Origin of the sequence: Paraburkholderia domus (assembly GCF_905220705.1) — a bacterium.
Taxonomy (GTDB): domain Bacteria; phylum Pseudomonadota; class Gammaproteobacteria; order Burkholderiales; family Burkholderiaceae; genus Paraburkholderia; species Paraburkholderia domus.
On the sequence record NZ_CAJNAT010000028.1, the window covers coordinates 38,625 to 52,285 of the forward strand.

Annotated in this window: 13 protein-coding genes; all 13 read right to left on the reverse strand. The window is 62.2% G+C overall.

Going from position 1 to position 13,661, the window contains the following annotated elements:
• Positions 1–53: 53 nt before the first annotated feature.
• The 13 genes from KHO31_RS31430 to KHO31_RS31490 all read right to left on the reverse strand — a co-directional run bounded on the left by KHO31_RS31430 (position 54) and on the right by KHO31_RS31490 (position 13,648).
• Positions 54–1,109: a helix-turn-helix transcriptional regulator gene (locus tag KHO31_RS31430; RefSeq protein ID WP_236071575.1), complete on the reverse strand. Its 1,056-nt coding sequence runs from the start codon at positions 1,107–1,109 to the stop codon at positions 54–56.
• 119 nt (positions 1,110–1,228) lie between these two features.
• Positions 1,229–1,495, reverse strand: coding sequence for a hypothetical protein (locus tag KHO31_RS31435; protein WP_201082067.1), 267 nt, complete (start codon positions 1,493–1,495; stop codon positions 1,229–1,231).
• A gap of 318 nt (positions 1,496–1,813) precedes the next feature.
• On the reverse strand, positions 1,814–3,409 hold the full coding sequence (locus KHO31_RS31440) for an aldehyde dehydrogenase (NADP(+)) (protein WP_211625016.1): 1,596 nt from the start codon (positions 3,407–3,409) through the stop codon (positions 1,814–1,816).
• Between the two features lie 33 nt (positions 3,410–3,442).
• Positions 3,443–4,624: a fumarylacetoacetate hydrolase family protein gene (locus KHO31_RS31445; RefSeq protein WP_211625018.1), complete on the reverse strand. Its 1,182-nt coding sequence runs from the start codon at positions 4,622–4,624 to the stop codon at positions 3,443–3,445.
• A gap of 133 nt (positions 4,625–4,757) precedes the next feature.
• On the reverse strand, positions 4,758–4,970 hold the full coding sequence (locus KHO31_RS31450; RefSeq protein ID WP_201082064.1) for a hypothetical protein: 213 nt from the start codon (positions 4,968–4,970) through the stop codon (positions 4,758–4,760).
• Positions 4,970–6,358, reverse strand: a complete 1,389-nt coding sequence (locus KHO31_RS31455) for an FAD-binding oxidoreductase (protein ID WP_201082062.1) — start codon at positions 6,356–6,358, stop codon at positions 4,970–4,972. Before KHO31_RS31455 ends, KHO31_RS31450 begins: the two co-directional genes overlap by 1 nt.
• A gap of 55 nt (positions 6,359–6,413) precedes the next feature.
• Positions 6,414–7,202 (reverse strand): SDR family oxidoreductase, encoded by a 789-nt coding sequence (locus KHO31_RS31460; protein ID WP_211625020.1) that lies wholly within the window; start codon positions 7,200–7,202, stop codon positions 6,414–6,416.
• Position 7,203: 1 nt separating this feature from the next.
• A complete protein-coding gene (gene rpiA, locus KHO31_RS31465) occupies positions 7,204–7,953 on the reverse strand; it encodes a ribose-5-phosphate isomerase RpiA (RefSeq protein WP_211625022.1) in 750 nt (249 codons plus the stop codon).
• Between the two features lie 39 nt (positions 7,954–7,992).
• Positions 7,993–8,838 carry a MurR/RpiR family transcriptional regulator gene (locus KHO31_RS31470; protein WP_201082058.1) on the reverse strand — a complete coding sequence of 282 codons (846 nt, stop codon included), beginning with the start codon at positions 8,836–8,838 and terminating at the stop codon, positions 7,993–7,995.
• The gene (locus KHO31_RS31475; protein WP_201082056.1) at positions 8,828–9,550 is read right to left on the reverse strand and encodes an HAD family hydrolase; all 723 of its coding nucleotides are present in this window, start codon (positions 9,548–9,550) and stop codon (positions 8,828–8,830) included. The genes KHO31_RS31470 and KHO31_RS31475 overlap by 11 nt, the downstream gene beginning before the upstream one ends.
• Positions 9,551–9,569: 19 nt before the next feature.
• A complete protein-coding gene (xylB, locus tag KHO31_RS31480; RefSeq protein ID WP_211625024.1) occupies positions 9,570–11,129 on the reverse strand; it encodes a xylulokinase in 1,560 nt (519 codons plus the stop codon).
• An 11-nt stretch (positions 11,130–11,140) separates the two neighbouring features.
• Complete coding sequence (locus KHO31_RS31485; RefSeq protein WP_201082052.1) at positions 11,141–12,583, reverse strand: aldehyde dehydrogenase family protein; 1,443 nt, start codon at positions 12,581–12,583, stop codon at positions 11,141–11,143.
• Positions 12,584–12,619: 36 nt separating this feature from the next.
• A complete protein-coding gene (locus tag KHO31_RS31490) occupies positions 12,620–13,648 on the reverse strand; it encodes an ABC transporter permease (RefSeq protein ID WP_211625026.1) in 1,029 nt (342 codons plus the stop codon).
• Between the last annotated feature and the right edge of the window lie 13 nt (positions 13,649–13,661).

A 13,661-nucleotide genomic window follows, 5' to 3' on the forward strand; every position in this document is an offset into this window, starting at 1 on the left:
CTTGTGTCGCTCGTATCTGAGTCAGGCAGGGCCGCCCGCCCCGCAGGCGCGCATCAAGGCTGCGGGCCAAGGAACCAGTCTTTGTATGTCCGAACGTCTTGTGGCGTGAAGCCATACGCCCGTCGAAACGCGCGCGTGAAGTCCGATGCGCTGCTGAAACCGACGGAGAAGGCGATCTGAGCGACGGGAACGCCGGGGAATCGCACGAGATCGTTCGCCGCAGCCCGCAGCCGGAGGTGACGGATGTAGGCGTGGAGTCCGCCTTCATGTTGAAACAGCCGGTAGACCGTCGCCCGCGAAAGCGCGAGCGATTCGACCACGCATGTCGGAGAAAGGTCGAACTCAGTGAGATTGGCCTGCACAAACCGGCGTGCTGCCTCGAACGTGACGGCGCGGGTAATCGCATGTTTGCTCCCACTCAACCCGGCCTGCTCTCCAAATGCATCGGCAATCAACTCAACGATTTCGCGGAGATGCCGATGAGCTTCGTTGAACAACATGTGGGGAATGCTCGCAGAAAATACCTTCACGCGCTGCCTGATAACCTGTGCGGCCGGCTCGTTCATGGTGAGGACGCGGCCGTGTAACGCACCGGGGTCCGGAAACACCTCTTGCAACGCCGTGTAGGGCACAAATAGCGTCACGTGTCGGCACGCACGCCGCACCACGTGTACAGGCTGATCGAAGTCAACCGCGAGGATGCCAACCTCAATCGACGTGTTCTCGCGCTTCCCCGGTCGGGTAACCAGAGTCGTGGCGTCGCCGTCGATGACAATATGGAAGGCGATGCCACGTGCGTTGTCCTGGGAGATCCGCCCGATAGTACGCTCGCGTGTCAGCTCATCGGTGTACGTGTCGGCGAAGAGAAGCTCGCCGAACTCATACCAGTCAATCGTCCCGCGAAAAGGCCGCTCGATTTGTGCGCGCGTCGGCAATACGTCCATGATCGGACCGAGGCGCTCGCGCCATGTCAGCAACTGTCGGTGCACAGGCTCGGACCGTACGTCGAAACGGACGTGAACGATCCTGCTCTGGGACTCCGGGCTTGCACCGGGATAGCTTCGACTATGCGGCATGCGGCCTAACTTGAGAAGGTCGGTCTGGTTCACATCAACATTCTTACTGGAGAATTATTGCGGCATTTGTCGAATTTAAGACTCTTCGAACTGACAACTTGTCTCGCTCATCCTGTGAAAAACGTGAAGTCGCACGCGCACCTCCTGCTCCGTCAGGGATCTGGATTGACAGAATCAATACGATCAACGATCACGGCAAGAGCCCCTAGTAGGCGAGCAACCCTCGCCCGCTGCTGCGGAGTTAGCCCTTGCGTAATACTCACCTGCTGAATACGGGCGCGCCAGTAGGTCCTGCTGAACAACGCGTCCACACCGTCGGCGCAAAGGATACGCTCAAGATGGGAAATCGCGTCCTCAACAGTGTGGGGCGTATAAGGGCTCCCGGCTTTTGCTCGGCCTTTTTCGACTGTTGTCTTCATTTACATCTCTTGCATGGTGCGGTCACTGACTGAATCCGGCCCGTACGCCGAGCTTCAGATGACACTGTCTCCGTCAAACAATCAACGCGGGGCTCCTCGCTGAAAAAAACCCTTACCTATATCTCATAGCGGCTTGTCGTTGAGACCGTCGTTCAATTACATATATTCGCGCGCCCCGGGAAACCGTGACTCTCCGCCTCCCGGCGCATTGGGCTCTGCTTAACATTTTCACGAGCGAAAATCCGCTGCCTTGCTCCTCGCCATACTGCATCGGCGAGGCGCACTCTCCCAGGCGTCAGACTTTAGTAGTGCGGCACACTATGCCTGCTCGGGGACCACCAGCTCGCCGTCAACCAGGCGCCACACGGCCAGTGGATTAGCTTCCTTAACAGATGCCGGCAGCAATGCATCGGGCAGATCCTGATAGCATACAGATCGCAGGAATCGGTCAATCGCTGTCGCGCCCACTGACGTGAACATCGAATTCGAGGTGGACGGGAAGGGACCGCCGTGAACCATCGCCTGGCAGACTTCCACCCCTGTCGGAAAACCATTGGCGAGGATACGCCCGGCTTTGCGCTCAAGCACCGGGAGCAGGCGCCGCGCATCTGCGTGGTCAACAGCGTCTATATGCAGCGTAACGGTAAGCTGCCCTTCCATATGCTCCGCGACCGACAGCAGCTCCTCAAAATCGCTAGCACGAACTACAACAGATGCCGGACCAAACATCTCTGTTTCGAGCTCCAGCGAGGCCAGCAGGCGCTGTGCATCGGTCACGTACAGGGCAGCCTGCGCGGCATTCGGAAGTTCGCCCGCCGACACGCCCTCCGCCACCTTCGTAACACCCTGAATCGCGTTGACCTTTTCCGCTTCACTGCGGAAGGCTTTGAAGATTCCGGGTGTCAACATGGTCTGGGCCGGCTTGGTGGCCAGCGCTTCACCCGCTGCCTTGACGAAACGGTCGAGGTCAGGACTATCCACTGCAAGGACCAGTCCCGGGTTCGTGCAGAACTGCCCGGCACCCAACGCCAGCGAGTCTGCAAAAGCTTTCCCGATCGCTTCGGCGCGACTTGCGAGCGCACCCTGAAACAGAAACACTGGGTTGATGCTGCTCATTTCGGCATAGACCGGAATGGGCTCAGGTCGAGCGTTTGCTATCCGGACGAGTGCCTGGCCACCTTGACGGGATCCGGTGAAGCCAACCGCCTTGATAGCGGGATGCGCGACCAGCGCTTCGCCTAATTTGCGACCCGCGCCGAAAAGCAGAGAAAACACACCCTCCGGCAAGCCCTGCTCCCTGACGGCTTTCTGGATCGCGCGACCGACCAGCTCTGACGTTCCTGGATGCGCGCCGTGTGCCTTCACGATAACCGGTGCCCCCGCTGCGAGGGCGGACGCCGTGTCGCCTCCTGCAACCGAGAAGGCAAGCGGAAAATTACTCGCACCGAACACGGCGACGGGACCAACGGGTACTTTCGCAAGGCGCAGATCTGCACGTGGCAGGGGCTGCCGCTCAGGCTGCGCATGATCGATCGTGGCACCGAGAAAGTGCCCGTCCCGCACGACTTTCGCAAAAAGACGCAGCTGCCCGACAGTCCGGCCACGCTCGCCCTGCAAACGCGCGATGGGAAGACCTGTCTCCGCATGTACCCGCTCGATCAGTTCATCTCCGATACCGACGATGTTGTCGGCGATTGCATCCAGAAACGCGGCGCGCTTCGCAAGCGGAACATTCCGGAAAACGTCGAAGGCTTGCGCAGCCAGCGATGCTGCCCGCTCGACTTCCGCAGCGCCCCCCATACCGAAGGATGGCTCCGGGATCTCCGAGTCGGTCGCGGGATTGAACGCGCGCTGGCTGCCTTCGGTGCCGCGCACCGCGGAAAAACCGATCAGCATTTCGCCAGTAATAGTCATGTCGATATCCTCAAAAAAAGTCGGGCCGGGTTTTCAACGTCGACCGTCGAGCAGGCCGCGCGTCGCGAGATTGCGATACAGCGCACGTACCCCAAAGGTCCACGGCGCGATTTCCGTCGATAACCGCACGGTGTTCACTAGCGCTCCGAGTGTCGGCGTCGAAATCGTCACCACATCGCCCATGTGGTGCGTAAATCCGCCACCCTGTTCGTCCCGGTCTTTAATCGGCGAGAACATCGTCCCAAGAAACAGCATGAATCCATCGGGATATTGGTGATGCGCTCCGAAGGTCTGGCTGACGAGATCGAGCGGGTCGCGGCTGATCTCGGTCATATGGCTAACACCGTCGAGCACGAAACCATCGTCGCCTTCGATACGTAGCGAGACGCTCGCATTGCGCACGGTGTCGATGGTAAAGCTGTCATCGAACAGCCGAACAAAAGGACCTATCGCGCACGAGCCGTTATTGTCCTTCGCCTTGCCGAGCAACAGCGCGGAGCGACCTTCGATATCACGCAGGTTCACATCGTTGCCAAGCGTCGCACCGACCACCTGCCCTGATGCATTGACGGCCAGCACGATTTCCGGCTCCGGATTGTTCCAGGCTGAAGTCGGATACAGGCCGACATCGGCGCCCATTCCGACCGACGACAGCGGCTGGGATTTCGAAAACACCTCCGCGTCCGGGCCGATTCCCACTTCCATGTATTGCGACCACGCGTTGCGCCGCTGCAGTTCTTCCTTGAGCTTCATGGCGCCTTCAGAGCCAGGTTTGATCTTCGCGAGGTCGGTGCCGATCAGCCCGGCAATCGTGCTGCGCACTTCGGCAGCCTTGGCTGCGTCACCGCCTGCCTGCTCCTCGATCACGCGTTCGAGCAGACTAACTGCGAACGTGACGCCGCAGGCCTTGATTGCCTGCACGTCGCACGGCGCGAGCAGGCGCACGATGGCGTCTTCGGACGGCGCGAGACTGGCTTCGATCAGCGGACCGACTGGCCCCAGCGGCTCGCCGGGCGCAGTGCGAGCAAGCTCGACGGCATCGGGAAGGTCAAACAGATCTGCGGTGGTCGGCGCGAAGCGCGTGATGTCGAACACCTCGCCGCCGCGGACCACGACGACGGATGGGCCGTCGACGGGGGCGGACCGCCACACGCGTCCGATCAGCAGCGCGCGGCCGAGGTCGTCGGGAAGGAAACGAAAGCGAATAGAGTTCATAGGGTCAAGTCCAGCCAATGTTGGTTTAACTTTGATGGATCACAAGCCGCGGTCCGGATTAGCGTTGTCGCCGCACGCTCGACCCGAAAATCGCGTGGGACGCACTCGCCCCCCGTGCCACGTTGTCCATGTCTCAATTCGAGCGTGCCGTCACGCGTTCCATCGCGTCGCGCATCGCGTCGTCGAAACTCTGCGCCGTCGCGACATGCCGGTTGTCGACACTGACGAGCCATCCTCGCGCCGAACAACACCAGCGAACGCGGCGCTCTTCGACCAGACGCGAAAACCACCGCCAAAGGTCGGCGTCTTCAGCGTTCGCGGCAAGGGCGGCCCGCTCGCGCATCATTAGAAGATCTTCCCGGGGTTGAGGATCGCGCGCGGATCCAGCGCCGTCTTGATCAGCCGCATGGCCGTGATCTGCGCGTCGCTGCGCGTGTGGCCGAGGAAAGCCTTCTTCTTGACGCCGATGCCGTGCTCGGCGGACACCGAGCCGTGAAATTCGCGCGTCACGTCGTAGATCACATTGTCGATCTCGTCGTGCAGTCGCCCTTCCGAACCGGGGATATCGACAACGATATGGAGGTTACCGTCGCCTAGGTGCCCATAGATCATGACTAGCGCATCAGGCCACCGTTCCTGCAAACGTTGCTCGCAACGCGCGGCCACCTGCCCGACATCGCTGATCGAGAAGCTCACGTCATATGCGCTATGGTGCGGAATAAACTTCGGATACTCGCCGGGCGCATCGCGGATCGTCCAGAAAGCGAGCGCATCCGCTTCGGACTGCGCAAGCGCCGCATCGCTGACCACGCGCTCTTCGAGCATGTTGCCGAGAAACGCTTCGAATGCCTCGGCATGCGGTTCGGGATCGCTGCCCACACTTTCGAGCAGCACGTAGTAAGGATGGCGTTTGTCCAGCGGTGCGCGTAACTGCCCGAGATTCGCCAGCACGGCATCGTAATAGCCGGCCCACATCACCTCGAAAGCGGACACGCCAGCGGACAGCTGCGCCTGAGAGCTGGCCAGCAATTTCGTTACAGCGTCGTAGTCGGGCAATGCGCACCATGCGGTGGCGACGGCCGTCGGCCGTGGACGCAAGCGCAGCACTGCCCGCGTGATCACCGCAAGCGTGCCCTCGCTGCCGATCAGCAGATGCCGCAGATCGTAGCCGCTGTTGTTCTTGATCATCTTGTGCATGCCGCTCGTCACTTCGCCGTTCGCGAGCACCGCTTCGATACCAAGCACCTGGTCGCGCATCATGCCGTACTTGATCACACGATTGCCGCCCGCATTGGTCGCGAGATTGCCGCCGATGGTGCAACTGCCGCGCGCGCCGAGGTCGAGCGGAAAATAGAAGCCCGCGTCGAGCGCGGCCTCCTGAATGACCTGCAGGGGTACGCCCGCCTCGACCGTCATCGTCGCTGAAGTGCGATCCACTTCCACAATCCGGTTCATCCGCTCGAGGCTCAGCGCCACCTCGCCGCCAAGCGCGTTCGCGCCGCCGACGAGACCCGTCAGACCGCCCTGCGTCACGACGGGCTGAGAGAACGCGTGGCACACGCGCAACGCCCTGGCCACGTCCTCTGTACTGCGCGGCCGGATCAGGGCGGCCGGCACCGCGCCAGGCACCCCGCTCCAGTCCTGCAGCTGGCGGCTGCCGAACCCGGCCGGCAACTGCACGAGATCCGCGCCGAGCTCGGCGAGCAGCGCATCGATTACTGTCGATTCCGACATGTCAGGTTTCCGTTGTTTCAGATGTGCGTTTTCCGTAGCGTGCGAGCACGACCGTTCACCAGATCGTGTAGCCGCCGTCTATTACCAAGTCCGAGCCCGTCATGAACGCGCTCGCTTCGGACGCGAGGAAGATCACACCCGGCGCGATCTCGTCGGGTGTCGCGAGCCGTCCCATCGGCGTGCCGTTCACCCAGGCATCGCGCCAGGCTTCGTTAGCGAGACCCGCCTGGGTCAGTTCGGTCGCGACGTAGCCGGGTGAAATCGAATTGACGCGAACCCGTCCCAACGCCCACTCCGCCGCCAGCGACTTCGTCAGATGGATGACCCCGGCTTTCGACGCGTTATAAGAAGCCTGCGGTTGCGGACGATTTGCAATCGACCCGCTCATGCTCGCCACGTTGACGATGCTTCCGCCGCCCTGCTTCAACATCAACTGGCCGGCCTTGCGGCAGCAATAGAACACGCCGTCCAGGTTGACGGCCATGACGGCTCGCCACGCTGCATCGTCGGTATCGGTAGCGGCCGTGTTGCGCACGACGCCCGCGTTGTTGACCAGCACGTCGAGACGGCCGTGCCGGTCCACCACGGTGTCGAAAGCGCGTTCGATCGAGCGCGTATCGGTCACGTCGAGTTGTACCGCATCCGCACCGATTTGCTCGCCGCAGCGTTGCGCGCCGTCGATATCTATGTCTGCAAGAACGACAATGCCGCCCGCGTCCTTGAGCCCGGCGGCAATCGCCCGTCCGATGCCACGCGCGCCGCCCGTGACGACACAGACTTTGCCGTCGAGACGAAAGCGCTCCATGGTCGCCCCCGCGTTATTGGAGTCCGATGCGTGAGCCATGTCAGAACACCACGATGTCTGAAGATCCGTCGGCATGACCGACAATCATTTCATCGGCAATGCCGACGAACAGTCCGTTTTCGACCACGCCGGGAATCGCGTTGAAGCGCGGTGCGAGCACATGCGTGTCATGGATCGATTCGAGGTGGCAGTCGAAGATCCAGTTGCCGCTGTCGGTCACCAGACGCTCGCCGTCTTTCATCCGTGTCGTGATCTTCAGGTCCCGGGCATATCCCGCATCGGCCAGCAATTCGCGCAGCAAACGCTCGGTGCTCTGCCAGCCGAACGGAATCACCTCGACAGGCAGCGGGAAGCGCCCGAGACGCTCGAACACCTTCTTATCGTCCACTACCGCAACCATTTTTTGCGACGCGGCGGCCACGATCTTTTCCCACAGCAGGCACGCTCCGCCGCCCTTGATCATGCTTCCCTGGTGATCGATCTCGTCGGCGCCGTCGATCGTCACATCGAGCCGGTCCACTGCGCCAAGATCCGTGAGCGGCACGCCGAGTTCGAGTGCGAGTTCACGCGTTGCATTGGACGTCGGCACGCCGGCGATCTCGAAACCCTGCGTGACGCGTTGCGCGAGAGCGCGAACGAACCAGTGGGACGTCGTACCCGATCCCAATCCGACCTTCATGCCGGGCTTCAGGTAATGATCCACCGCCCTGATGCCGGATGCCAGCTTCGCCTTGTCCTGTTCGGACTGCGGCGTCATGCGCGCATAGCCAGGTTCGATATGAGTTGCCATTCACTTCTCCATGTGTCGAGGTATTCGAGCCACAAGTGCTCAGTCCATAAACTTGTTGGTCAGCCACGGGTCGAGCGCCGCCAGATTGTCAGGCAGCTCGTGGCCCTGCCGGCTGCCCAGCATCGCCACCAGCATGTTGACGACCAGCAGATGATTGATACGCGCTGTCAAAGGGGTATAGAGCTCGGTGTTCTCGTAGGCCGGCACGCCGATGGTCAGATCGCAGGCCTGTGTGAGCCGCGAGCCCGGCGCGGTAATCGCGATCGTGTAAGCGCCCTTTGAACGCGCGATCGAGGCGGCCTCCACGAGCGACTTCGTCGCGCCTGAGTGCGAAAAGAACACCGCAACTTCATCGCTGCGCAATGTGGGCACGAGCAATAGTTGCTTCTGCGCCTCCATGACCGCGCGGCAACGCAGGCCCAGCCGGAACAGCTTGTGTTCGGCATCGAATGCGATCGTTTCGGAAATGCCGAGGCCGAACAGGAATACACCGCGCGCTTCCATCAGCTTGCTCACGGCCTTGTCGATTGCCGCCGCGTCGACGTCCGACGCAAAGCGCTGGATCGCGTGCAGCGAGTTGGTGACGACCTTGGCGCACAGGCTTTCCGGAGAATCGGCCAGCGTGATGGTCTCGTAATCGAACGGTGCCTGCGGAATCAGGCCCTGCGCCAGGCGCACCTTGAAATCCTGATAGTCTTCGCAGTCGAAACGCCTGAAAAAGCGCACTACCGTTGGATCACTGGTGCCTGACGCACGCGCGAGCTCGGCCATGCTCATCTTGATCACGGCCTCCGGATCGCCGAGCACGACATCGGCAATCCGTTCGGCTGGACCGACGAGCTGCGAGCGCTCCATCGCGATGCCGCGGAGTAGATCATTTCTCATCGTTTTCCCGGTTGATTTGAACAACCGTGTTTTCGCACAGAAAACGTAATTCGCCAAATGACCCGAGCCGTTCCGAAGCGGGCACCGGGACTTTCCTGCCGCCGCCCCAATCCACGATCAGGCAGCGCACTTCGGCGCGGCGGCCGCATTCGGCGTCGATCGGCGTGTCGCCGACAAAGATAGCCTCGCCCGGATCGACGCTCATGCGGCTCAGCGTCTCGAGCAAATGCTGCGGCGCGGGTTTGCGCTTCTCCAGCGCGTCACCGCCGACAATCGCGTCGAAGTAATCGCGCAAACCGAAATGCCGGAGAACGGCTTCCGCGATAAGTTGGGCCTTGTTCGTGCAGATGCCGAGCCGCACACCCGCAGCATGCAGCACTGGAATCATTTGGGCCGCGTCGGCGAAGAGCGTCGAGTGCCGCACCGGGGTGGCGCGGTACACCGCGAGATACGCCTCCACGTCAGCCGCGACGCGTGCGGGCGTCGCCGCGACGCCGAGCGCTTCGTACAGGTTGGCGACGAGTCCGTACGATCCTTCCCCGATAAACTGTTCGACGAACTCGACCGTTTGCGGCGCAATGCCATGCGTGGCGAGCACCTGGTTGAGCGACTCCGCGATATCGGGCGCGCTGTCGACGAGTGTTCCGTCCAGATCGAATACCACGCCGACAATCGGTTGGCGGGCGCTGGCAAGCGCATCAGAAGCGTTCATAAGTTTGGCCGTGTGAAGTTCAGACAGGACGGGACGCTTTGCTGTCGCGTCGCGGCGGCGTGACAGGCGGCTCGAGGGCGATCTGCTCGAAAATCTGCCGTAGCGTGTCGTAAAGGCCGCGAAACGTCGCGAACCTCGCATCGTAGAGCGGGCCGAGTGAGCGGTCGGGCTGATGGCGGCTCACGATACGCAGGCAACCGACGGCTTCGTCAAGCGAGGCCCAGCGTCCGCTGCCCACACCCGCCGCCAGGACAGCTCCATGGGCGCCCCCTTCGGCGGAACCGGTGACCGTGCTCACTTCGCATTGCTGTACATCGGCCAGAAGCTGCAGCCAGAAAGGCTCGCTGGTCGCTCCGCCCGATACGCGCAACTCACGTCCGCCAAGCCCCGCTGTCGCGCACAACGACGCGATGCTTCGCAGGTTCAGCAACACACCTTCCATCGTGCTGCGCACGAGATGCGCGCCCGTGTGCAGCGTCGTGAGACCGATCCACGCGCCACGTCCGTTCGCGCTGATGTGCGGGCACCGCTCGCCCAACAGGTAAGGCAGGAACAGCAGCCCCGCGGCGCCCGGCTCGGTGCTGCGGGCAAGCTCGACGAGCGCAGCGTAGCTGGGCAGCGTGCGTTCGCGATCAAACTGCACGAGTGCGTTGCGCAGCCATTCAAATGCACCGCCCGCACTCAGCGTCACGCCCATCACGTGCCATCGTCCCGGCGCGTTACCGCAGGAAATCTGCAGGCTGCCGTCGGGAACCGGGCATTCGCGGCCGCCTGCCGCGACTATGCCCGCTGTCCCGAGCGTCACACCGAGGGTGCCGCGATCAATCACGCCCATCGACGTCGTCTGGATGACCGAGTCGCCGCCGCCGCCGAAAACCGGCGTATACGCCGGCACGCCCCACCGCTCGGCCAGCTCGGGCAACAGCGTTCCCGTCCGTTCCGACGACTCGACGACATCCGGCAGCAGACTGGGCGGCAGATCGAGCAACGACAGCAGTGGCGCCGACCATGTGCGGTTGCGCACGTCGAACAGCCCCGTGCCCGACGCGTCGGACACGTCCGTCACGAATTCACCCGTCAGGCGATAGCGCAGATAGTCTTTCGGGTTCAGCATGTGGCGCATCCGCGCGAATAGTGCGGGCTCGTGCTCACGCATCCACAGCAGTTTGCCGGCCGTGAAGCCGGGCAACATGCGGTTCTGCACGAGTTGCAGCAAACCTTCGAGGCCACCGGCCCGCGCGGTGATGTCGTCGCACTGCGGCGCAGCGCGCTGGTCGCACCAGAGAATCGCCGGCCGCAACACCGCACCGTTCCCGTCGAGCGGCGTCAGGCCATGCATCTGCCCACTCAGGCCGATCCCTTCGATCGCGCGCCGGTCCGGCAATGCGGCCAGCACCTGCTCGACCGCACGCTGAGCGGCGTCCCACCAGTGCGCAGGATCCTGTTCGGCCCAACCCGGTTGCAGCGACACCACCGGGTAACCGACCAGCGCCTTCGCCGTCACGTTGCCCTGCCTGTCCACCGCAATCGCCTTGCAGGCCGACGTGCCAATATCGATTCCCAGCAACCAGCTGTCCATGACGACTCCGTTCACGCGCCGTGATGCACGCGCAGGTGTTTCAGATGCAGATAGCCTTCAAGACCTTCGTGCCCGTGCTCGTATCCAATGCCGCTCTGCTTGCGACCGCCATACGGTGCGTTCATGATCCCCGCGTCAACGTTGTTGATCGCCACGCTGCCGAATTCGAGCCCGCGTCCGATCTCGAACGTCTCGCGCAGATCCTCCGTATACGCGTAGGCCGCGAGCCCAGCGGGTGTCCCATTAGCCAGTTCGATCGCTTCGTCGAGCCTCGCGAACGGTGCTACGCCAACAACTGGACCGAACGTCTCTTCGTGCATCACCAGCATCTGCTGCGGACAGTCCGCAAGCACGGTAGGCGCATAGAACAGGCCCTTTGAATCGCCGGTGCGACTGCCGCCACACAGCACGCGCGCGCCTTGTTTCCGCGCGTCGGCCACGTGACGCTCCACTTTATCCACGCCAGCACGCGTAGCCATCGGCCCCACGTCGGCCTGCTCGTCGATGAGACCGTCGGCGACGACCAGCGTCGCCGCGCGCGCTGCCAGCATGTCGACAAACGCCGCGTACACGGATTCATGGACGTACGCGCGATTGATCGCGATACAGATCTGCCCGGCATTGCGAAATCCGCGGCGCAATGTACCCGCCACGGCCTTCTCGATATTCGCATGCTTCGTCACGACGATCGGACAGTTGCCGCCGAGCTCCAGCGAGAACGGCGTGATACCCGACACCGTTCGGTAGATGTCTTCGCCCGCCGCTCCCGAGCCCGTGAAGGCGACTTTGTCGACGTCCGGGTGCCCGACCAGTTGCTTCCCGGTCTGACGAGCGCCGGTCACGAGATTCGCCACGCCAGCGGGCACGCCTGCCGCATGCACACAACGGAACAGCGCGACCGCAGACGATGGTGTGTATTCCGACGGCTTCACGACGATCGTGCATCCAGCGGCGAGCGCAGCCGCAAGCTTCCAGCCGATCAGCTCGACCGGATAGTTCCAGGGCGCGATCGCCGCCACGACGCCGACCGGCTCACGCTCGATGATGCTCGTGAAACCGTCCTCCTCATTCGGAATCGTTGCGCCGAATACACGCACGGCTTCTTCCGCGTAGTAATGGAACGCCTTCGCGAGCTTGCGCACTTCACCGAGCGCTTCGTCGAACGGCTTACCCATTTCTTCCGTGATGGTCGTCGCAATCGTCCGCTCATCATTGTCGATTTCGTCCGCAATCCGATGCAGCACTTGTGCCCGCTTGAACGGATTCGTCCGACGCCAGCCCGGCCATGCGCGTCGCGCCGCTTCGACTGCCCGATCGACGACTACGGCCCCTGCTTCGGGCGCGCGTGCCACCACTTGGCCGGTGGCGGGATTGATTACGTCGATCCACTCAACGACGCCGTCGTTCGACATCTGGCCGTCGATATATTGCGTACATTCCCTGATGACTGTCATATCGGTTATTCCAAAAAGTACCCAGTAACGTCAGGCTCAGCGACTCGCGAACTTCACGCGCACAGCATCGACCGCAACCGCGACAAAAATCAGGATGCCGCCGATCATCTGCACGTAGAACGAAGGAACCGACGTAATCGCAAGACCGACGTGAATGACGGTTAGCAACAGTACGCCACCCAGGATGCCCGCCGTGCTCCCACGGCCACCGAACACGCTGACTCCACCGATGATCGGCGCTGCGATCGCATAGAGTTGAAACCCCTCGCCCTGATCGGACGTGATGGCCATCTGCCACGCCGCTAGCAGATAACCCGCTATGCCGGACAGCAGGCCGGAAAGCGTGAATGCAATAATCTTGACCCGATTGACCCGAATACCTGCGGAATTCGCGGCGAGCACGTTGCCGCCTGTTGCATAGAGCTTGCGACCCAGCACGGTACGACGCAGCAGGAACGCCATCCCGATGAGAGCAATCACGAACACGATCGGCATTACCGGCCAGTTATCGATCGTGTACTGCCCGATCCAGATATAACCGTCCGACATGTCCGAGATCGTGTTTCCTTGTGTGGTCGCGAGCAAGGCACCCTGCAGGAAAATCATCATCGCGAGCGTCTCGATCAGCGACACCATCCTCAACCGCGTCACGCACAGCCCGTTGATGAAACCGATCGCGGTAGCCACCAGAATGCCGACCGGCACACCAACCATCGCCGGCACCCCAAAGCGGGTCGACAGCAATGCGCCCACGGCTGCGGAAAATCCCATGTTGCTCGCGATCGACAAATCGATCTCGGCAACCATCAGCGGCAGCGACACGGCGAGCGCTAGCAGCCCCAGCACGGTGGATTGCAGGATGACATTCTGGAAATTCGACACCGTGAAGAAGAACGGGTTGAGCACGCCAAAAATAATGATCAGCGCGGCGAGCCAGATCCAGACGACGTTCTGGAACAGCCATTGGCCGGTGGACTGCCGGGACGACCGTCGGGTAGCAGCTGGGGCCGTTGCCGCGCTGCTCGCGGCGGCCGTGCCAGCAGGAGAATTGTTGTGACTTTGCATGTTGCCGTCTCCA

Bases quoted from the DNA above. Each gene is read 5' to 3' on its own strand.
- KHO31_RS31450 (WP_201082064.1), bottom strand. From the start codon at position 4,970: ATGATGCGCGAGCGGGCCGCCCTTGCCGCGAACGCTGAAGACGCCGAC.
- rpiA (WP_211625022.1), bottom strand. From the start codon at position 7,953: ATGGCAACTCATATCGAACCTGGCTATGCGCGCATGACGCCGCAGTCC.
- KHO31_RS31460 (WP_211625020.1), bottom strand. From the start codon at position 7,202: ATGGCTCACGCATCGGACTCCAATAACGCGGGGGCGACCATGGAGCGC.
- KHO31_RS31440 (WP_211625016.1), bottom strand. From the start codon at position 3,409: ATGACTATTACTGGCGAAATGCTGATCGGTTTTTCCGCGGTGCGCGGC.
- KHO31_RS31475 (WP_201082056.1), bottom strand. From the start codon at position 9,550: ATGAACGCTTCTGATGCGCTTGCCAGCGCCCGCCAACCGATTGTCGGC.
- KHO31_RS31490 (WP_211625026.1), bottom strand. From the start codon at position 13,648: ATGCAAAGTCACAACAATTCTCCTGCTGGCACGGCCGCCGCGAGCAGC.
- KHO31_RS31455 (WP_201082062.1), bottom strand. From the start codon at position 6,358: ATGTCGGAATCGACAGTAATCGATGCGCTGCTCGCCGAGCTCGGCGCG.
- xylB (WP_211625024.1), bottom strand. From the start codon at position 11,129: ATGGACAGCTGGTTGCTGGGAATCGATATTGGCACGTCGGCCTGCAAG.
- KHO31_RS31445 (WP_211625018.1), bottom strand. From the start codon at position 4,624: ATGAACTCTATTCGCTTTCGTTTCCTTCCCGACGACCTCGGCCGCGCG.
- KHO31_RS31470 (WP_201082058.1), bottom strand. From the start codon at position 8,838: ATGAGAAATGATCTACTCCGCGGCATCGCGATGGAGCGCTCGCAGCTC.
- KHO31_RS31435 (WP_201082067.1), bottom strand. From the start codon at position 1,495: ATGAAGACAACAGTCGAAAAAGGCCGAGCAAAAGCCGGGAGCCCTTAT.
- KHO31_RS31485 (WP_201082052.1), bottom strand. From the start codon at position 12,583: ATGACAGTCATCAGGGAATGTACGCAATATATCGACGGCCAGATGTCG.